Here is an 18,256-nt window from a genome sequence, read left to right as displayed (position 1 = left end):
GACCGGGAAAACGGGGCCGCGCCGACGGTCACGGACGTACGGTCCGGCCCTGCGCGGTTCCTTCCACCGCCGTCACACAGGCGCGGGCAACCTCGGACACCGGAGTGCCGTCCGCGCCATCCGCACCCATACGCTCCAGAGTCTCCTTGATCCAGCCGGGGCTGATGAGATTCAGACGCAGGTTGCGCGGCAACTCCGGAGCCGCGTTGCGGACGAAGCCCTCCAGACCGGTGTTGATGAGGGTCCCCAGCGAGCCGCCGGCCAGCGGGGCGGAGAAGGTGCCTCCGGTCAACGTGATGGACCCCCCTTCCCGCAGGTGACGCACGGCTCGCTGAACGAGCGCGACCTGGCCCAGAAGCTTGCCCCGCACTCCGTCAGCGATCTCCGTGTCCGCCGCCGACGCCAGATCCACCAGCGGACCGCCGGCGGCGCAGCACACCACCGCGTCGAGATCCGTCACCTTGTCGAAGAGCGCGTCCAAAGAGGAGGGAACATCCAGATCCACGGTGACCGGGCCGCTACGTGAAGCCCTGACGACCTGGTGAGAAGCCTCCAACGCGTCGGCGGCGGCACTGCCGACCGTTCCGGACGCCCCGATCACAAGTACCTTCATGCCGCCGATCATGGCAGGGGAGCCGCCGCTGGCGCCCATGTCTGTTCGTACCTCTGGGGTTTGCTGTGCGACGGGCGGGCGTGTACCGCGTGACCCGCCCGCCGCCCTGCACACTTCCGTCACTGCGGCCGTCCCAGCGCCCAGCCCGACACGTCGGCCAGGCGTCCGCGCCACAGAGGCAGCCGCAGGGACCCCATACCGCCGAACACCAGCGTGGCATCTCTGAGATGAATCCAGCGCGGCAGCTGCGCGCTGCCGCCATCGGCGCCCAGCTCCCTGATCCCCTGGTCCACGGTCTCCGGGAACTCCGCGATCAGATTCGCGCCTTCCCCCTCGACCTGGCGGAGGCTTCGCGCCCAGTCCGCCTTCCACGCCTCGTGGCCGATCACGTCTCCGTGGAGTACGCCACCGGCCAGAGTGAGGGTGATCGGCAGGCTGGAGCGCAGTTCTCTGTCCAGCAGCTGGATCAGCAACTGAAGCTGCAGATCAGGCACGGGTTCCGTCATCACCGCGTTCGTATCCGGCCGTGTCTCGACAGACTCGCTCATGGACCACTCCCTTCACCTGACAAACGGCAGGTGACAGCCCGTATGCCCGCGACGGGAGCGACCACACTCCCGAAAGTCAGGGATTGCGGCATCGGAAGAGGGGCACTCGTACGTCACCGTAAGCACACAGCGCGATGAACCGACGGGAGAGAGTGATGTCGCACTACGACAGTTCATCCATGGCCACTCCCAGGTCCAGGACCAACGGTCTCGCTGTCGCGAGCCTGGTCTGCGGGATAGTGGGCCTCGTCTTCTTCAGCGTGGTCCTCGGCCCGGTAGCCATCGTTCTCGGCGCCTTCGGCCTGCGTCAGGTGCCCGCGAAGGGTGGTGCCGGGATGGCGAAAGCCGGACTCGTCCTCGGCGTCGTCGACGTGATCCTCTTCGTCGTCCTGATGGCCGTGGCCACCTCGTCGGGCGGCTTCAGCTGGTACACAGGCGGCTGACCGGCCACGTGGAAGCACGGGTGCGCCCTCACTCCTCGTGGTGGCGCATTCGCCTGTACGGGTCACAGCCAGCGGCGGATCGGCAGGACCGCCGCCTCCCGCATCCTCCGCAGAGGCGAGCGGCGCTTCCACCGGCCCCCGTCGATCAGCGTGCTCCGCTCCACGTCCTCCTCGAAGTGACCGTCCAGCGCGACGGTGAACTCCCGGTCCAGGACCGCGAGCATCACCTCCTCGTCGTGCTCGAGCGAGCGGCGGTTGAAGTTCGTCGAACCGATCAGCGAGGCGACACCGTCCACCGTCAGCGCCTTGGTGTGGAGCATGGTCGGCTGGTACTGGTAGATCTTCACGCCGCAGGAGGTGAGCTCCTCGTAATGGTGCTGACCGGCCAGCTGGCACACCCGCTTGTCCGTGTGCGGTCCGGGGAGCAGAATTTCCACGGAGACGCCCCGGCGGGCGGCGTCGCACAGCAGCCCGATGAAGTACGCGTCAGGCGCGAAGTACGCGGTGGTGAGCCGGACCCGCTCCTCGGCTGACTCCAGAACGACGCGGAGCAGGGTCTGCATGTCCTGCCAGCCGAAGCCGGCCGATCCGCGCACCACCTGGACCACCGCGTCGCCATGCTGCGTGGTGTCGATGAACCTGTCGCGTTCGGTGAACAGCTCGTCGTGGCACTCCGCCCAGTTCTGTGCGAACGCGGCGGCCAGGCCGTCCACAGCCGGGCCCCGCACCCGCACATGGGTGTCCCGCCACTCGTTCTCGTTGCGGGCGTCACCGCACCACTCCTCGGCTATCCCGACCCCGCCGGTGAACGCCGTCTCCTCATCCGTGACGAGGACCTTGCGGTGGCAGCGGTGATTCTGCTTGAGCGGCGAGAGGTACAGCGGCTTGCGGAACCACGCCACCTCCACCCCGGCCTCGTCCATCAACGCCAGCTGGTCCTTCTCGATGAGCCGGGACCCGAACCCGTCCAGCAGCAGCCGCACCCGCACGCCGGCGCGGGCCCGCTCCGAGAGCGCCTCGGCGAAATCGTGGGCGACGTCTCCGCGCCAGTACACGAACGTCATCATGTCCACGGTGTGTTCGGCACCACGGATGGACTCCAGCATCGCGGCGAAGATCTGGTCCCCGTTGCGGAGCGGGACAAGGCTGTTACCTTCGGTCGCGGCGATGCCGATGAGGCGTTCCAGCCGCCGCCGCAGCCGCTGCGCGCGCTCCGCGTAAATAGCGTCGCCGGGTCTGGAGTGCGTGTATCTCTGATCTATGTGGCTGGACATCTCTCACCTGGTGTACCGAGGGCGGCAGGGCAGGGCGACTGTACTCCTGATGCGTCTCGCGCCACTCCCGGTGCCGCCGACAGAGGCTCCGCCCCCTGTCGGCCGGTCGGCCGCTCCCGAGGCCGGTGCCTGACGGATCGCCGACCAGGTTGTTGATCCACAGCGCGGCGCGGCGCCTAGGATGCGCCCATGCCGGACTTCCACACCCGCCCCGAGCCGTTCGTCCAGCAGACCGCTCCCGCGGCGCTCGACGACCTGCGCGCGCGGCTGCGCGCGACACGCTGGCCGGACGCGCCCGATGACGCCGGGTGGTCGCTCGGGACCGACCTGGCCTACCTCCGTGAGCTCGTCGCCTACTGGGCGGAGAGTTTCGACTGGCCGGCGCAGGAGGCGGCGCTCGCCCGGCTTCCCCGTTTCCGGGTCCCGCTGGGGGGTCTCGGGGTCCACTTCGTACACGTCCGGGCCGTAGCGCCTGCCGGGCCTGTGCTTCCGCTGGTCCTCAGCCACGGATGGCCGGACTCGTTCTGGCGCTACTCGAAGGTCATCCCGCTCCTGACCGATCCGGGTGCGCACGGAGCCGATCCGTCCGACGCGTTCGACGTGGTCGTGCCCGACATGCCGGGCTACGGATACTCCGACCGGCCTGTCGGCGCGCCCCTCGACTCCATCGCAGTCGCGGGCCTGTGGGCCGAGCTCATGACCGTCCTCGGCTACGAGCGGTTCGGCGCGGCGGGCGGGGACATCGGCAGCCACGTGAGCCGCTACCTCGGGCTCGACCAGCCCGAGCGGGTCGTAGCCGTCCACCGTACCGACAGCGGCGTGCCCGTCTTCACCGGCGACCCGGCGGAACTCACGCGGGAGGAACGGGCCTGGTTCGAAGGCGGCAAGGCCTGGGGTACCGCTGAGGGTGCCTACGGGGCGATGCACCGCACGAAGCCTCAGACCGCGGCCGTCGGGCTCAACGACTCACCGGCCGGGCTCGCGGCGTGGATCGTGGAGAAACTCCGGGCCTGGAGCGACTGCGACGGTGACATCGAGCGGAGCTTCACGAAGGACGAGATCCTGACGAACATCACGCTCTACTGGCTGACGGACACGATCGGATCGTCCATGCGTATGTACCGCGCGAACGCCGCCATCCCGCCCGCGCAGCTCGCCCGGCGGGTCGAAGTGCCGTCCGGCTTCTCACTCTTCCCCGGCGACATCGTCCGCCCCCCCGCGGGCGTGGCTGGAGCGTACGACGCATGTGGTGCGTGTGACCGAGCCCGCACGCGGTGGCCACTTCGCGGCGTTCGAGGAGCCCGAGCTGTACGCGGAAGAGCTCCGCGCATTCTTCCGCCCCTACCGCACGGCGGCTGCGGGCTGAGAACGCCCTCGATGCCGACGCACCGGATGATCGCCTGACCTGAAGAGTGCTTGAGGTCTCAAGGGTGGCCTGTATACCTACCGAAACCGCAGACATCAAGGCCGTCGAACAGAGGGTCGCCATCGTGGAGCGCACCCAGCGAGCCAGGGACGCCGAAGGATTCCTGGCACGAATGCCGGAGCGTGCCGGAAGGAGGGTGAGGAGGGTACGGACTGCCGGTGAGCAGGCGCGCCGGATGAGCCGCGTCGATGGCAAGGGTGCGGGTCGTCGAGGGAGCGTCGAGGCCTTGGACCAGGTCCGCCTCGCCGCTCGTGCCGAGGCTCTCGAACTCGGCTGCGCTCTCAGAACTCGACGTTCGCGGCCTTGCAGATCGACGCGTTCATGTTGCGCTCCATCATCCGGAGGGCCGCCTGCGCCAAATCCTGGTGGATATGGGCCACGGCGTCGTCGGGGACGGTCACCCGCAGGTGGCGGATATGGGCGTCGAGGGCCGAATACAGGACGCATTGCTCGGTGACCTGACCGCACAGGACCACATGGTCCACGTCCAGCTGCGAGAGGAGGTAACTGAGCGGCGTCTCGTAGAAGATCGAATGTCTGGCCTTCACGACGAACAGTGAATCGTCGTCCGGCAGCACGGGCTCCACCAGATCGCTGTGCTGCCCCGACAACGTCGTCTCGATGATTTCGCCGTGATGGGACCGCCATTCTCCGAAATTGTCATTCACGTAGATCACCGGTACGCCGCCGTCCCGAGCCCGTTCGATGAGATCTACGATGCGGGGGAGTGCCTCGCGCGCGGCGGGAATGAGGATGTCGGCATCCGGGTAGCTGTATGTGTTGATCATGTCGATGACAATGAGGGCGCTTCGGCTCATCACTCCACATTCTCATCATGCCGGGAGATGAGCGCGATGAGCGCGAGAGGCCGCCGTCGGCCATCGCGGCCGTCCGCACGGACGCGTCACTGGAGGCAGAGGCAGAACGGGTGCCCCGCCGGGTCGGCGTACACACGGAAAGCACGCTCACCGCCCCGGTCGTCGATATCCAGAGGCGTCGCACCGAGCGCCAGCACCTCCTCCTGGGCGCGCTCGATATCCGTCACGTCGAGGTCCAGGTGCTCCTGCTGCGAATTGCGGTCACCCCGGGGCCACTCCGGCGGCCGGTGGTCCGCCACCCGCTGGAAAGCGATGCGCGCCCCGCCCATGGCATGGAGGACGTACCAGTCCTCGTCGTCGTTCTTTACCTCACCGCCCAGAACGGACTGGTAGAAAGCGGCCAGGGACCTGGGGTCGGGGCAGTCGAGAGCGACAAGGCCGTATGTGGCGATGGGCATGTCCAATCCTTTCGTCAGGGGCCAGGTGAATCGCCGCGCTGTCCCTGGTCACCGGGGTAGGCGTTCCGGGGCAGACACGTCTGGTCGGGCGCAGCCGTCCGGTCCGGGGAGATCGACGACGGGTGCCGGGCCCGGAGTGCGGGCCTGCCGGGACAGGTCGCGCAGGGCTTCCGTCAGCAGCGGAACCGTACGGGGTGGGGCTGGTGACCAGCGCGCCACACGCATCCGGATTCAGCTCGGACGCCTCGATGGAGTCTGCCGACGGTGAGTGGGTGGGGTGCCGCCCGGTGTCCCACTGCGGGTCCACCCAGTCGTGTGGCCGGGAGGGAGGAAGCCCGGTTGTCCCTTCTCCTGGCAGGCCGCCAGCGTATCCGGCGCGATCGCTCCACGATGATCTGCACGCATGTACATCGCCTTCCCTGCGGTTTGTGGATCAATCGATTCAGGGCAGCGGCGTGCCGCCGGTCGCGTTCATGATCTCGCCGGTGATGAACGACGCGTTCGACGAAGCGAGGAAGACGTAGGCGGGCGCCATCTCTGCCGGCTGCGCGGGCCGGCCAAGAGGACTCTGCTTCCCGAACTCCGTGGTGTCGGGCATGGTCGCGGGGATGAGGGGCGTCCAGACCGGCCCGGGAGCGACCGCGTTGACGCGGATTCCGTCGGACGCCAGCATCTGAGCGAGCCCCTGGGTGAAGGTGACGATGGCGCCCTTGGTCATCGCGTAGTCCAGCAGGTGAGGACTGGGCTTGTAGGCCTGTACCGAGGTGGTGTTGATGATCGAGCCGCCGGACGGGATGTGCGGGAGAGCGCTCTTGCACAGCCAGAACATTCCGTACAGGTTGGTCCGCACCACTCGGTCGAACTGCGAAGTCGAGATGGCGGCGATGCCGTCGGGCTGCGACATCTGGTAGGCGGCGTTGTTCACCAGGATGTCGATCCGGCCGAATTCGGTCACCGCCTTCTCGATGAGGGCCCGGCACTGCTTCTCGTCGCGGATGTCGCATTCGACGGGAACAGCCCTGCGGCCCGCCTGTTCGACGAGGCGGCACGTTTCCCGCGCCTCGCTCTGCTCCTCGGGCAGATGCGTCAGCAGCACGTCCGCCCCTTCCCGCGCGAAGGCCAGGGCCACCGCCCGGCCGATGCCGGAATCGCCCCCGGTGATGACCGACTTGCGGTTGAGCAGCAGACCACGTCCCTCGTAGGAGTCCTCTCCGTGGTCCGGCGGCGGATCCATCGGCCCGGTCCAGCCAGGATGTTCCTGGTTCTGCTGGGCAAAGTCCGGACGTGGGTGGCTCTGTGTCGGGTCCTGCGGCTGCTCGGCGTCAGACATCAAAAGTCTCCTCCTGTACGTTCGGCTGCGCGCATGCTGCACACGTGCAGCCGCGTTCCCTGAGGGCGGTCGGTCAATCATCCCGGGCGGATGAACAGCGGGCATGTTGAGCGGGGCGGCCCCGGCGGAACCGCGGAGACGGTAAATTCGAACGATGAGTTCCATGATCGAGCCCGCCCCGCGTCCGCCGAGGGGTGGTGGCCGGCTCCTTGCAGTCAGCGATCTCCATGTCGGGATCGCCGACAACCGTCCCGTTGCCGACCGTTTGCGCCCGTCTTCCGACGAGGACTGGCTCATCGTCGCGGGGGATGTGGCGGAGCAGGCGGAAGAGGTCGAACGCGCGCTCGAACTGCTCGCGGGGCGCTTCGCCCATGTGGTGTGGACCCCGGGGAACCACGAGCTCTGGACCGTGGACAAGGACCCCGTACGGCTGCGTGGCCAGGCGCGCTACGAGCACCTCGTCCAGGTGTGCCGCGAGCTCGGCGTGACCACGCCCGAAGATCCCTACCCCCGGTGGCAGGGCGCCGACGGTCCGGTGGCCGTGGCGCCCGTGTTCCTCCTGTACGACTACTCCTTCAGGGTCCCGGGAACGGCGACCAAGGAAGAAAGCCTGGCCCGCGCCCACGAGGCAGGCGTCGTCTGCACCGACGAGTACCTGCTGCACCCTGACCCCTATCCGGCCCGGGACGACTGGTGCCGCGCACGGGTGGCACTCACCGAACAGCGGCTGACCGCGCACGACCCGGAGGTTCCCCTCGTGATCGCCGGGCACTGGCCGCTGCTGCGCGAACCCACGTCCGTGATGTGGTACCCGGAGTTCGCCCAATGGTGCGGCACGGAGCTCACCGCCGACTGGCACCGCCGCTTCAACGTCGCGGCCGTCGTCTACGGCCACCTCCACATCCCCCGTACGACCTGGCACGACGGCGTACGGTTCGAGGAGGTCTCGATCGGCTACCCGAGGGAGTGGCGCAAGCGGGGCCACCCTCGCGGACTGCTGCGGCAGATCCTTCCGTACGAGGGGCAGCAGCCCGCGGCCACGCAGGGCGACGCCTCGTGATCGAACGGCTTCTTCCCGCGCATGTCGCGTGCGCGGACACCTACGAGACGGACGCTCCGGCCGGCAGCCTGTACCCGGAGGAGGCGCGGCTGGTGGCCACGAGCGTCGAGCGGCGCAGACACGAATTCGCGGCGGTGCGCGCGTGCGCGAGACGCGCCATGGCCGCCCTGGGACTGCCCCCGGCACCGGTGATGCGTGGCCATCGCGGAACGCCGCTGTGGCCCGAGGGGACCGTCGGCAGCATGACCCACTGCGACGGATATCGGGCGGCGGTCCTGGCCAGGGCGTCGGAGGTGCGCGCCCTCGGTATCGACGCCGAGCCGAACGAGCCGCTACCGCCTGGCGTATGGAAGATGATATCGGTGCCCGCGGAACGGACGAGAACGCCCTCGGGAGGCGATGATCCTGCGATCCACTGGGACCGGCTGCTGTTCAGCGCCAAGGAGAGCGTCTTCAAGACATGGTTCCCGCTCACGTGGACCGAACTCGACTTCGACGAGGCGGATGTCACCTTCTACAAGGACCCGAGTGCGGCAGCCGAGGGCACCTTCACCGCGCATCTCTCTCTGACGGCCCCCGGGATGCCGAGGTCGTACCAGGGCAAGTGGCTGATCGACGACGGCTTCGCGGTGACCGCGATCGTGCTTCCCGCGAGCCCTTCCGCCTGACGTCTGACGCCGGGCCGGTGCCGTAGGTTCTGGTGGCGGATGAGCAGGTGACGGCGATGATTGCTGCCGATGTACATCCAAGCCCCGTTTCGCAGCCGCGCGAGCACCGCTGTCGGCGCTCCGGCGGCGGGCGGGTCGGTGGCGGGCGGGTCGGCGGCATCCGCGCGGACGGGGGAACGGAGCTACGGCGACGGGGCGGGCCGGGGAGAACCCCGGCCCGCCCCGTCTGACGATGTGCGTGTCACCCCTGGTTCTGCTGCTCCCGCGCCAGGAGCCCGGGCCCGAGGTCCTCGGTCATCGCCCGGGCCATCCGCAGATGAGTGGCCGCCTCCTCGTGCCGGCCCTGGCGTTCCAGGGTGCGTCCGAGCATCAGCCGGGCGTAGTCCTCGACCGGGTTGCGCTCCAGCACCTCACGCAGCTCCGACTCGGCCTTGGCCAGCCGGGCCGAGTGGTAGTAGGCGCGCGCCAGCAGCAGTCGCGGGGCCACCTGCTCCGGCACCTCCTGCACCAGCCCGCCGAGGATCCGCGCCGCGGTCAGGTACTCCTTCGCCTCGAAGAACAGCTGCGCCCGGTCCCAGCGGTCCGCCGGCGTACCGAACTCGTAGTAGGTGTCGTCCACTTCTCCTCCTCGGCCGGAATGTTTCAGACGCGTCAACACAACGACGTTGTTAAACATTCCACTAAATTTTCGGCGTGGGGACCGGCGCTCCGTGACCGCGTGGGGAATAGGTTGTGCGCCATGAGCAATCTCGATCGCAAGGCCGCTCTCTCCGTCTGCGGAGGACGCGGCTTCGTCGTCGCGGAACCGGTACGTGAGCTTCTCAGCCCGCGCCGCGTCCAGCTCGGAGAGTCCACCGAGGTGCGCAGACTGCTGCCCAACCTGGGGCGCCGCATGGTCGGTGCCTGGGCGTTCGTGGATCACTACGGCCCCGATGACATCGCCGACGAGCCGGGGATGCAGGTGCCTCCCCACCCTCACATGGGCCTGCAGACGGTCAGCTGGCTCCACGACGGTGAGGTCCTGCACCGTGACAGCCTGGGCAGCCTCCAGCGGATCAGGCCGCGTGAACTGGGCCTGATGACCTCCGGCAGGGCCATCAGCCACTCCGAGGAGAGCCCGAAGCCGCATGCCCGGCTTCTGCACGGCGCCCAGCTCTGGGTGGCCCTGCCCGACGCCGACCGGCATGTCGAGCCGCACTTCCAGCACCACACCGACCTGCCCACCGTCACGGCTCCCGGCCTCACCGCCACCGTGATCCTGGGGGAGCTCGACGGAACCACATCGCCCGGCAGGGTCTACACCCCGATCGTCGGAGCTGACCTGGCCCTGACCGCCGGCGCCGGGGCCCTCCTGCCGCTCGACCCCGACTTCGAGTACGCCGTGCTCTCGATGTCCGGCGAGGCCGAGGTCGACGGGGTTCCCGTCCTGCCCGGTTCGATGCTCTACCTGGGCTGCGGCCGCACCGAACTGCCGCTGCGCGCCGCCTCCGATGCCGGGCTGATGCTTCTCGGCGGCGAGCCGTTCGAGGAGGAGATCGTCATGTGGTGGAACTTCATCGGGCGGTCCCATGAGGAGATCGAAGAGGCCCGGAGGGGCTGGATGGAGAGCTGCCGTTTCGGTGAGGTCAAGGGTTACGACGGCGACCGGCTGCCCGCTCCGGCGCTGCCGCCGGTGGCGCTCAAACCCCGGGGGCGTGTGCGCTGAACTGGGGTGATATGCCTGTCATGAGTCCCCGGCGCGCGCCCGCAATCCGATGGCCCACGAACCAACAGTGAGCCCTTCATTCCGCGGGTGGTGGCAGGAGTGGTGCCAGGGCCCGGTGGCCCTGGCACCTTCTTCTCATCGCTTCGGCGGACGCAGCATGACGGCCGCCATGGCGGCCGTGGCGACCAGGCCGATGGAGGCGAGGGTCAGCACAGCGGTGAAGCCCTGGTCATAGACCTGTCGCGCCGCCTGCAGCAGTTCCTGTGCCGTGTGGGACGGGAGGCCGGAGGCGAGATCCTCGGCGCCTGAGAACGATTCCTCGGCGGCTGCCCGCTGAGCCGGATCGAGACCAGGTACCTGGGGCATCCCGGTCCGGTACACGGCGGCGAGGACGGTGCCGAGGAGGGCGACACCAAGGCCCGCGCCGAGTTCGAAGGAGGTCTCCTGGATCGCGGCCGCCTCCCCGGAGCGCTCAGGTTGGGCAGCACTCATGATGGAGTCGGCGCCGAGCGTCATCACGATGCCGGCGCCGTATCCCGCACCCAGTAGCGGGACGAGTAGTACCCCGTAGTGGCCGGTGTCCCCAGTGACGGCCATGGTCGCGAGGGCGACGGCGAAGAGGGCGAGTGCTCCGGTGAGCGCCCACCGGTTGCCCCATCGGCTCGCGGCCCAGGGGGCTGTGACCGCGCCGATGGCGTTGGCGGCGGCCAGGGGCATCAGGGCGAGTCCGGCACGGAGGGGTGTGTACTGGCCCACCTGCTGGAGCCACTGGGTGAGGAAGAACAGCAGGGCGACGTAGGAGCCGAAGCAGCCGATGACGCACAGGGTGGCGGTGGTGAAGCGGCGCTCACTGAAGAGGGAGAAGTCGAGGAGCGGCTCGTCGATGCGCCGCTGGCGGCGTACGAAACGGTAGATCAGGATGCTCCCGATGGCGGCCGTGGCGACGATGGGCCAGTTCACCCCTGCGTGTTCGCCGGCCTGCTTGAGCGCGTAGACCACGCAGGCCAGGCCGGTGACGGACAGTGCCACGCTGGCCAGATCCCAGCGGCGGGGAACGGGGTTCCTGGACTCGGGGATGACCCGGGCGCCGACGGCCAGAAGGATGACGATGATGGGGACGTTGATCAGGAAGACCGCGCCCCAGCCCCACTGCGCGGTGACCAGACCGCCGACCAGCGGGCCGATCGTTGCACCGACACTGTGCGCGGAGGTCCAGATTCCGATGGCGAAGGCCCGCTCGCGGTCGTCGGTGAAGACGACCCTGATGATCGCCACCGTGGAAGCCATGATCATGGCTGCGCCGACTCCGAGCGCGGCCCGTGCCGCGATGAGTTGCGCCGTCGACGTCGAGAAGGCCGCCGCCGCCGAGGCGAGGCCGAAGGCGGTGAACCCGCTGAGCACCATGCGGCGCCGGCCGAGGCGGTCACCGAGCGTGCCGCAGGTCACGAGCATGGCCGCGAGCGTGAGCGAGTAGACATCGACGATCCACAGCAGCCCGGCGGGCGTGGGATCGAGTTCCCGGCTCATGCTGGGCACGGCGACGTGCAGCACGGTGAGGTCGATGCCGCACAGCAACAGGCTTCCTGACACCACGGCCAGCACCAGCCACCGCCGCCTGGACGGGGCGTCCGAGGGCCCCGTGTACGTCTTTTCGGTTGCCCGCACCGGTGCCGGTGTCTCCTTGTTTGACATACCCTCAGTTTCAGGGAGTACCAACACAGGCCACAAGTACGGTCTTTGGTGTCCCCTAGGCACAGTCCGTATACCGATGGAGGTCAGCAGTGCGTTCCAGCGTCGAGGACGTCCCGGACGAGTGCGCGGTCGAGTTCGCCATGGAAATGCTCGGGGGCCGCTGGAAGCTGGCCGTTCTCAAGCAGCTGGTCGTGGGCACCCACCGCTTCGGTGAACTGAGGCGCGCGCTGCCGGGTGTCACCCAGCGCATGCTGACCCGCCAGCTGCGGGAACTGGAAGCCGACGGCCTGGTGACACGAACCGTGTATCCCGAAGTGCCGCCGAGGGTCGAGTACGCGCTCACCGAGGTCGGGCGCAGTCTGGACTCCATCACTGACGAGCTGGACAAATGGGGCCGCTGGTACCGCGAGACGGTACGCTGCGAGGTGCCCTCCGGCCTTCGCCCCCCGGCGTGATGGGGCGCGAAGGACGGATAAGCCCGCATCGCAGCGTCCTGCACACCTCGTCGTAGGCGAGGCGGGGTGCCCGTGGCCGCTCGCTCCCCGGCTCGGGCCGTCCGAGGTTCACCACCAGCAGTGCCGAGAGGCCACCGTGCCGGAACAGCTGGTCCTGGGCGCGTGCGTCCAGGACCAGCCGGGGTGCCGTGGCGGCGTCATCGCTGCGGTCGGTCTCAGAATTCCGCGAGATTCTGCCGCAGCGTGTTGCCGGGCGTGTAGGCCGACCGGGTCAGGCCGCGGCGCTGCAGCGCGGGTACCAGGCCGTCGGTGATGTCGGCGATCCAGCGGCGGTTCAGCCGCAGCACCGGGGTCGTCAGCATGAAGCCGTCGCCGCCGACTTCCTCCATCGCTTCGCCCATCTTCTCGGCTACCTGGTCCGGCGTGCCGATCAGCTCCAGCGAGGAGACGAGTCCTCCGGCGCCGTCGATGACCAGTTCTCGCAGGGTCTTGCCGCTGCCCCATTGCTGCAGCTGGTCCAGGGAGCCTTGTTCGCCGTTGGTCTCCAGCCGGTACGGCAGCGGCTTGTCGAGGTCGAACTGGGCGAAGTCGATCTCTGTGAGCGCGGATGTCTCGGCGAGGATGTCGTGGATGAACTGGGGGGAGGAGACCATCCGCTCGTACTTGTCCCGGGCGTCCTGTTCGGTATCGCCGACAGTCGGCGTCACGCAGAACAGCACCTTCACCTCGTCGGGATCGCGTCCGGCGTCCTCGGCGTGCTTGCGCACGTCGTCGCGGAACTGCTTCATACCGGACACGCCGTTGGCGATGGCGATGACCGAGTCCGCGTTGCGGGCCGCGAACCTTCTGCCCCGAGGAGATGCGCCGGCCTGTACGAACGCGGGCCGGTGCTGCGGGGAGGGCACGGTGTTCAGCGGGCCGCGCACGCTGAAGTGCTCGCCCTTGAAGTGGATCGGCCGGACCTTGGTGTGGTCGGCGTAGATCCCGTTCTCCCGGTCGAGTACGACGGCGTCCGCGTCCCAGGAGGCGAACAGCTGCCGGACCACGTCGACGTACTCGTCGGCCGCCGCGTAACGGACGTCCCTCGGCGGCAGCTTTTCCAGGCCGAAGTTCTGGGCAGCCAGGTTCTCGGCGCTGGTGACGATGTTCCAGCCGAACCGGCCGCCGAGCATGCTGTCCATCGTCGAGGAAAGCCGCGCTGTGATGAACGGCGGGTACGCCATGGTCGACAGGGTGGCGACGATGCCCAGATGAGAGGTGGCCAGCCCCATCGCGGCGGCGAGCGGGACCGGGTCGTGCTTGGGCGCGACCATGCCCTGGCGCAGGGCCCGCTCGGAGGAGCCGCCGTAGCTCTCGGGGACCATGAGCTTGTCCTCGATGATCACGTAGTCGAAGCAGGCGCGCTCCAGGGCCTGGGCCACCTCCGTATGGAACTTGCCGTCCCACGGGGAGCCGCCGGTGCCGAACGGGCCCTGCCATTCGTCCGGGGCGAAGTTGAAGATGAAGGAGAGATGGAATTTCTGCGTCACTGGTGTTCCCCTCCGGACTGTGCGGTGGACCGGCGCTCCGGTGTGGTTCGCCGACGGTCGGGCTGCATCCATGCGAACAACGACAGCCCCTTGCCCTCGCGCACCAGGGCCGTCGCCTCATCGACGACGTGGCGCAGGAGTTTCTCGCCGAGCGCGGCGCTGGAGCCCGACGTGGTCGACAGGATGCCGTGGGTGGTGGTCTTCTCCGCGTCGACGGGGTGGAGATAGACGCCTGCCCGGGGCGGCTGATCGTGATCCGGCCGCTGGTCGGTGACGAGGTCCGGACGCAGGTGAAGCATCAGGCTGGTCTCGGTTACTCCGGCGTGCTCGGCATGCCAGCCGGGGAAGCGGGGGATCTCTGCTTCGGTGAAGGTGTCACGCACCAGGCTCCACCAGCTGAACGCGAAGACCTCCGTGCTGTCCAGCAGGCCCTGCTCGCGTACCTGGTCCAGCGCCTCGAAGAGGAACGGCTCGTTCTCGTAGTGGCCGTTGACCACGATGAGACGGGTCAGGGGGAGCGCGGCCAGGGAGCTGATGGTCTCGCGCAGATAGCGGATCAGGGTGTCTCCGGCGACGTACACGGTGCCGGGGAAGTGCAGGCCGCCGCCGCTCTGCGGCAGCGAGCGTGCGCCGATTGCCTGCGCGGGAAGGGTGAAGGCACCCAGATCCCGCGCGATCTCGTCGGCGAATGCCTCCGCGAGAAGCAGGTCGACCGAGAGCGGCAGGTGCGGGCCATGCTGCTCGATGGCTCCGATCGGCCAGATGACGGTACGTCCGCGTACGGCGTCGGTGACCTGGCTGCTGGTCAGGTCGGTGAGGTGAAGAACGTCCGGCTGCCCGCTCGTCATGTGACCGCCCCCTCGGGCTCACGGTCGGCCGGCACCGGTGGGTCACTCTGCGGGGCGGCCAGCTCCCGGGTCTCTGCCAGGATGCGGTCCAGCGTCTGGTACATGTCGGTGTGCAGGGCCGTATAGACCTGTGCCGCGTTCGCGCCGACGTTGAGGTAGTCGGCCACGTCGCGGCCGCTTGCGACACCGCCACACCCCAGGACGGGTAAGTCGATCCCACGCCGGCGCAGCTGCCAGATGGCGGCCAGGACCAGAGGCTTGATGCCGGGCCCCGAGTAGCCGAAGACGCCGTCCAGTTCCAGTTCGCCCGTGGTGGGGGATACGGCGGCACCCGAGATGGTGTCGCTGACCGTTACGGCGTCGGCTCCGCCGGCGATGGCGGCGCGGACCCGGTCCTGCATTCCCTCGCCGATGGCCAGCTTGACCGACAGCGGCAGGCTGGTGTTGTTGCGGGTTTCGGAGGTGTAGGCGTAGACCCGGTCGGGGTTGTCGTCCTCCAGGCCATCCTCCTCGTTGAGGCACGAGATGCCGAGTTCCAGCGCCTGGCAGCCGACCGTCTCGACGTCCTTGGCCAGCGCGGCCAGCTCGGCCGGGGAGTCGGCGTGGAGGGAGGCGATGACGGGAAGCCCGTCATCGGCGAACGAGCGCAGCACCTGAAGCCAGTGGTTGACCGACCGCTTGGAGTAGGTGGTGCTGTTCAGCATGCCGACGGGCAACCGTAGTATCCGCTCGTCCAGCCCCTGGGGAGGGTTGGGGTGGATGGTCTTGGTGACTACGGCACCGGCTCCTCTTTCTATGAGTCTGCGGATATTGCGTTCCTGGTCCGTCAGCAGTCCGGATCCGACGATCACAGGGGTAGCGATCGGCAGGCCCAGAATGGTCGTGTCGGGCACTGAATGACTCCGTCCGGGGTTGGGCGGCAGCGAGAAGAGGGGCTCTCTAGGCGACGTGGCTCGCGCCGACCGCCTCGCGCTGCCGTTCGGTCGCGGCGAGCACGGCGTCGATGAGAAGGCCCGGCTTCTCGGTGAACTCCTCGAAGTCGATGGCCTGGACGAAGCCCACCTGGTGCAGGCCCTTGAGGAGGTGGCTCGCGGACTCGGCGAACGGCTGCTTGGTGATCAGGACGATGGGGCGCCCCATGGCCGTGGCCCAGCCGAGTTCGACGTGGGTGCCGTCTGTACGCCGCAGTATGCCGTCCTCCAGCACGGGCAGGACGGGGACGAAGACGTCGCACTTCTTCATCCAGCGGAAGTCGCGTACGGAAACCTGCTCCGGTGTGAAGGCCGCGGTCTCGGCGCCGAACTTCTCGACGACGTGCGCAGAGAAGACGTTGCCGCCCTGTTCCTTGACCGTACCGATCGCTTTGGTGATGGCAGACTCCAGGTCGTTGGCGAAGCCGTTCGCCAGAATGGCGTGCTGGATCGGTCCGCCGACGAAGACATCAAGTCCCGTGAGCAGGCCGGCCCTCTGCGCAGGTGCCGTTTCCCTGGTGGTGGTCTGTGTCATGGCGTATTGGTCCTTTCGATGAAGGCGGACGCCCACTGCAATGGGCGTCATCGAGGAGAGGTGGCCGAAATTCCCGGTGTCAGCTACCGGGTCGGCGTTCACACGGGCGCGGACTGAGGCCGTCGGGCTTCAAGCGCGCGGCAGTGCGCCCCGGCCCTCGACGGCAGTGTCGAGAGCAGCAGCGGGGTAAGGGGTCAGCGGGCGGCAATCCGCGCGTAGCGGCCGCGGTGGAACAACAAGGGCTCCACCGCGGCATCCGGCTCATCGAGCCGGCATACTTCGCCGACCACCATGAGATGGTCACCGCCGTCGTACTCGGTGTGCAGACGGCAGTCGATCCACGCGGCAGCGCCGGCCAGACGAGGAGATCCGTCTGGTGACTCGGCCCATTCGACGTCGCTGAACTTGTCACCGCCGGAACGAGCGAACCGCTCGCTGAGCGAACGCTGACTCTGCGCCAGCACGTTCACGCAGAACCGCGCGCGATCCCTGATGGCGGGCCAGCTCGCAGAAGTGCGGCTGACACCCAGGACGATGCGCGGCGGATCGAGGGAGAGCGATGAGAACGCCTGGCAGGTGAACCCCACGGGCCCCCGTGGCCCCATCGCTGTGACCACGGTGACGCCGGAACAGAAGTTCCCCATGACCGAGCGGAACGCGCCGGAGGTGACGTGGATCTGGGCTGCTGTGGAGGTGCTCTCGCCTAACAAGCTCGGTCCTCTCGGCCTGGGCGGCCCGCTCGGTTACAACGCGCTTACCATCTGTCACTTCGGTGACGGATCACAGTGTGCATCAGATGATCGATCGAGACAACACCCATATTGTTTTTGATGAAGAACCTGCAATCATGCGCACATGAAGAAAGATTCGGACAGGCTTGAACTGATCGATCAACGCGTCGTGGCCGCCCTCCAGATCAGCCCACGGGCAGGCGTCGCGGAAATGGGACGCATCCTGGGCGAACATGAACGCTCGGTGGCACGACGGGTACAGCGGCTCACCGCTGAGGGCGTCGTTCACTCCACGGCAGAGTACGACCCGTCACTGTGCGGGCTCGGCCGCACGGTGCAGGTCCACCTCAAAGCTCCCCGAGACGGCCTGGAAGACGTCGCCGGCGGATTGGCGAAGCGCAGCGACGTGCTCAACCTCGCCGCCGTCAGCGGGAAAGGCGGCCACCTCTGGTGCGAGGTGCTGGTCCCCTCCCGGCCACTCCTGCACTCCCTGACGGCGGAGGGGATTTCCGGCCTCTATGAAGTCGAGACGCTCAGCACCCACATCACACTGCGCCACTTCAAAACCGAAGCACAGTGGTACGCCCCCGTCCTGACCGAGGAAGAGCAAGCGCGCTTGCGGGCAAGCATGGTCCACCCCCTGCCGGCCGCCGCGGGCCGGTACGAACTCACGCCTACCGATGAACGCGTGGCCGCATCCCTGATCAGTGACGCTCGCATCAGCCTGACGGACCTCGCCAGGCAGCTGGATTTCTCCACCGCCACGGCCGGACGGCGCGTATCCGCCCTGCTGGAACGCCAAGTACTCCGCCTGCACACGATCGTGGAACCGGCCCTGGTGGGCTACCCCGTCGAGGCCCGGATCTGGCTCAAAGTCCACCCCGGAGAGACGGGCGCGGTGGGCGAAGCCCTGGCATCCTGCCCCGGCGTGCGCCGCTGTGCCGCCGTGACCGGACAGCACAACCTGCTGGCAGATGTGTGCCTCGAGAACGAGGGCAGCCTGTACGACTTCCTCACTCGCGAGCTTGCACCGTTCCCCCGCATCCTCGACGTCGATACAGAGATCGTGACCAACAGTTACAAGCGCGGACCAATTCTCAGCAACGCACCCCGATAACACCGCAGGACCGTCCCGCACCCATGCCGTGATCA

General features: G+C 68.2%; 19 protein-coding genes and 1 pseudogene. 7 read left to right on the top strand and 13 right to left on the bottom strand.

The genetic code is table 11. The features are described 5' to 3' along the window. Window positions 1-28: 28 nt before the first annotated feature. Window positions 29-613, bottom strand: a complete 585-nt coding sequence (locus tag ACWD04_RS20505) for a short chain dehydrogenase (protein ID WP_451133837.1) — start codon at window positions 611-613, stop codon at window positions 29-31. Window positions 614-732: 119 nt separating this feature from the next. Then, complete coding sequence (locus ACWD04_RS20500; RefSeq protein WP_451133835.1) at window positions 733-1,161, bottom strand: hypothetical protein; 429 nt, start codon at window positions 1,159-1,161, stop codon at window positions 733-735. Window positions 1,162-1,316: 155 nt separating this feature from the next. Here ACWD04_RS20500 and ACWD04_RS20495 point away from each other — a divergent pair, with 155 nt between their 5' ends. Then, entirely contained in the window at window positions 1,317-1,604 is a 288-nt protein-coding gene (locus tag ACWD04_RS20495) for a DUF4190 domain-containing protein (RefSeq protein WP_451133833.1), read from the top strand. 62 nt (window positions 1,605-1,666) lie between these two features. On the opposite strand, the gene ACWD04_RS20490 is transcribed toward ACWD04_RS20495, so the two are convergent. Then, entirely contained in the window at window positions 1,667-2,878 is a 1,212-nt protein-coding gene (locus ACWD04_RS20490) for a phospholipase D-like domain-containing protein (RefSeq protein WP_451133831.1), read from the bottom strand. A gap of 189 nt (window positions 2,879-3,067) precedes the next feature. On the opposite strand from ACWD04_RS20490, the pseudogene ACWD04_RS20485 reads away from it, so the two are divergent. Beyond that, window positions 3,068-4,244, top strand: a pseudogene (locus tag ACWD04_RS20485) (epoxide hydrolase family protein). Window positions 4,245-4,585: 341 nt separating this feature from the next. On the opposite strand, the gene ACWD04_RS20480 reads toward ACWD04_RS20485, so the two are convergent. The 3 genes from ACWD04_RS20480 to ACWD04_RS20470 all read right to left on the bottom strand — a co-directional run bounded on the left by ACWD04_RS20480 (window position 4,586) and on the right by ACWD04_RS20470 (window position 6,910). After that, entirely contained in the window at window positions 4,586-5,122 is a 537-nt protein-coding gene (locus tag ACWD04_RS20480) for an isochorismatase family cysteine hydrolase (RefSeq protein WP_451133829.1), read from the bottom strand. An 86-nt stretch (window positions 5,123-5,208) separates the two neighbouring features. Beyond that, a complete protein-coding gene (locus tag ACWD04_RS20475; protein ID WP_451133827.1) occupies window positions 5,209-5,580 on the bottom strand; it encodes a VOC family protein in 372 nt (123 codons plus the stop codon). Window positions 5,581-6,022: 442 nt separating this feature from the next. Beyond that, on the bottom strand, window positions 6,023-6,910 hold the full coding sequence (locus ACWD04_RS20470) for an SDR family oxidoreductase (protein WP_451133825.1): 888 nt from the start codon (window positions 6,908-6,910) through the stop codon (window positions 6,023-6,025). Window positions 6,911-7,064: 154 nt separating this feature from the next. On the opposite strand from ACWD04_RS20470, the gene ACWD04_RS20465 reads away from it, so the two are divergent. Continuing rightward, a complete protein-coding gene (locus tag ACWD04_RS20465; protein ID WP_451133823.1) occupies window positions 7,065-7,970 on the top strand; it encodes a metallophosphoesterase family protein in 906 nt (301 codons plus the stop codon). Next, window positions 7,967-8,638, top strand: coding sequence for a 4'-phosphopantetheinyl transferase family protein (locus ACWD04_RS20460; RefSeq protein ID WP_451133821.1), 672 nt, complete (start codon window positions 7,967-7,969; stop codon window positions 8,636-8,638). The genes ACWD04_RS20465 and ACWD04_RS20460 overlap by 4 nt, the downstream gene beginning before the upstream one ends. A 241-nt stretch (window positions 8,639-8,879) precedes the next feature. Here ACWD04_RS20460 and ACWD04_RS20455 read toward each other — a convergent pair whose 3' ends face one another. Continuing rightward, window positions 8,880-9,257 carry a tetratricopeptide repeat protein gene (locus ACWD04_RS20455; protein ID WP_451133819.1) on the bottom strand — a complete coding sequence of 126 codons (378 nt, stop codon included), beginning with the start codon at window positions 9,255-9,257 and terminating at the stop codon, window positions 8,880-8,882. 120 nt (window positions 9,258-9,377) lie between these two features. Between ACWD04_RS20455 and ACWD04_RS20450 the strand changes: the two genes are divergently transcribed. Further along, the gene (locus ACWD04_RS20450; protein WP_451133817.1) at window positions 9,378-10,343 is read left to right on the top strand and encodes a pirin family protein; all 966 of its coding nucleotides are present in this window, start codon (window positions 9,378-9,380) and stop codon (window positions 10,341-10,343) included. A gap of 135 nt (window positions 10,344-10,478) precedes the next feature. Here ACWD04_RS20450 and ACWD04_RS20445 read toward each other — a convergent pair whose 3' ends face one another. Beyond that, the gene (locus tag ACWD04_RS20445; RefSeq protein WP_451133815.1) at window positions 10,479-12,008 is read right to left on the bottom strand and encodes an MFS transporter; all 1,530 of its coding nucleotides are present in this window, start codon (window positions 12,006-12,008) and stop codon (window positions 10,479-10,481) included. Window positions 12,009-12,124: 116 nt separating this feature from the next. On the opposite strand from ACWD04_RS20445, the gene ACWD04_RS20440 reads away from it, so the two are divergent. Then, the gene (locus ACWD04_RS20440) at window positions 12,125-12,490 is read left to right on the top strand and encodes a winged helix-turn-helix transcriptional regulator (RefSeq protein WP_451133813.1); all 366 of its coding nucleotides are present in this window, start codon (window positions 12,125-12,127) and stop codon (window positions 12,488-12,490) included. A 215-nt stretch (window positions 12,491-12,705) separates the two neighbouring features. Here ACWD04_RS20440 and ACWD04_RS20435 read toward each other — a convergent pair whose 3' ends face one another. The 5 genes from ACWD04_RS20435 to ACWD04_RS20415 all read right to left on the bottom strand — a co-directional run bounded on the left by ACWD04_RS20435 (window position 12,706) and on the right by ACWD04_RS20415 (window position 17,083). After that, complete coding sequence (locus ACWD04_RS20435; protein WP_451133811.1) at window positions 12,706-14,019, bottom strand: NtaA/DmoA family FMN-dependent monooxygenase; 1,314 nt, start codon at window positions 14,017-14,019, stop codon at window positions 12,706-12,708. Then, window positions 14,016-14,867: a creatininase family protein gene (locus tag ACWD04_RS20430; RefSeq protein WP_451133810.1), complete on the bottom strand. Its 852-nt coding sequence runs from the start codon at window positions 14,865-14,867 to the stop codon at window positions 14,016-14,018. The genes ACWD04_RS20435 and ACWD04_RS20430 overlap by 4 nt, the downstream gene beginning before the upstream one ends. Continuing rightward, complete coding sequence (locus ACWD04_RS20425) at window positions 14,864-15,760, bottom strand: dihydroorotate dehydrogenase (RefSeq protein ID WP_451133809.1); 897 nt, start codon at window positions 15,758-15,760, stop codon at window positions 14,864-14,866. The genes ACWD04_RS20430 and ACWD04_RS20425 overlap by 4 nt, the downstream gene beginning before the upstream one ends. Window positions 15,761-15,806: 46 nt before the next feature. Then, complete coding sequence (locus ACWD04_RS20420) at window positions 15,807-16,373, bottom strand: nucleoside 2-deoxyribosyltransferase (RefSeq protein ID WP_451133807.1); 567 nt, start codon at window positions 16,371-16,373, stop codon at window positions 15,807-15,809. A 194-nt stretch (window positions 16,374-16,567) separates the two neighbouring features. Further along, entirely contained in the window at window positions 16,568-17,083 is a 516-nt protein-coding gene (locus ACWD04_RS20415) for a flavin reductase family protein (RefSeq protein WP_451133805.1), read from the bottom strand. A gap of 145 nt (window positions 17,084-17,228) precedes the next feature. On the opposite strand from ACWD04_RS20415, the gene ACWD04_RS20410 reads away from it, so the two are divergent. Next, on the top strand, window positions 17,229-18,221 hold the full coding sequence (locus ACWD04_RS20410) for an Lrp/AsnC family transcriptional regulator (RefSeq protein WP_451133803.1): 993 nt from the start codon (window positions 17,229-17,231) through the stop codon (window positions 18,219-18,221). The last annotated feature ends 35 nt before the right edge of the window (window positions 18,222-18,256 follow it).

The organism is Streptomyces sp. NPDC002911 (genome assembly GCF_053591835.1).
Note: the sequence above shows the minus strand (reverse complement) of the source record. Positions and strands in the feature narration are given on the sequence as shown.

Excerpts from the sequence above, each read along its gene's own strand:
- ACWD04_RS20450 (WP_451133817.1), top strand. The coding sequence starts at position 9,378 with ATGAGCAATCTCGATCGCAAGGCCGCTCTCTCCGTCTGCGGAGGACGC.
- ACWD04_RS20495 (WP_451133833.1), top strand. The coding sequence starts at position 1,317 with ATGTCGCACTACGACAGTTCATCCATGGCCACTCCCAGGTCCAGGACC.
- ACWD04_RS20420 (WP_451133807.1), bottom strand. The coding sequence starts at position 16,373 with ATGACACAGACCACCACCAGGGAAACGGCACCTGCGCAGAGGGCCGGC.
- ACWD04_RS20475 (WP_451133827.1), bottom strand. The coding sequence starts at position 5,580 with ATGCCCATCGCCACATACGGCCTTGTCGCTCTCGACTGCCCCGACCCC.
- ACWD04_RS20410 (WP_451133803.1), top strand. The coding sequence starts at position 17,229 with ATGAAGAAAGATTCGGACAGGCTTGAACTGATCGATCAACGCGTCGTG.
- ACWD04_RS20470 (WP_451133825.1), bottom strand. The coding sequence starts at position 6,910 with ATGTCTGACGCCGAGCAGCCGCAGGACCCGACACAGAGCCACCCACGT.
- ACWD04_RS20480 (WP_451133829.1), bottom strand. The coding sequence starts at position 5,122 with ATGAGCCGAAGCGCCCTCATTGTCATCGACATGATCAACACATACAGC.
- ACWD04_RS20465 (WP_451133823.1), top strand. The coding sequence starts at position 7,065 with ATGAGTTCCATGATCGAGCCCGCCCCGCGTCCGCCGAGGGGTGGTGGC.
- ACWD04_RS20505 (WP_451133837.1), bottom strand. The coding sequence starts at position 613 with ATGAAGGTACTTGTGATCGGGGCGTCCGGAACGGTCGGCAGTGCCGCC.
- ACWD04_RS20500 (WP_451133835.1), bottom strand. The coding sequence starts at position 1,161 with ATGAGCGAGTCTGTCGAGACACGGCCGGATACGAACGCGGTGATGACG.
- ACWD04_RS20490 (WP_451133831.1), bottom strand. The coding sequence starts at position 2,878 with ATGTCCAGCCACATAGATCAGAGATACACGCACTCCAGACCCGGCGAC.
- ACWD04_RS20430 (WP_451133810.1), bottom strand. The coding sequence starts at position 14,867 with ATGACGAGCGGGCAGCCGGACGTTCTTCACCTCACCGACCTGACCAGC.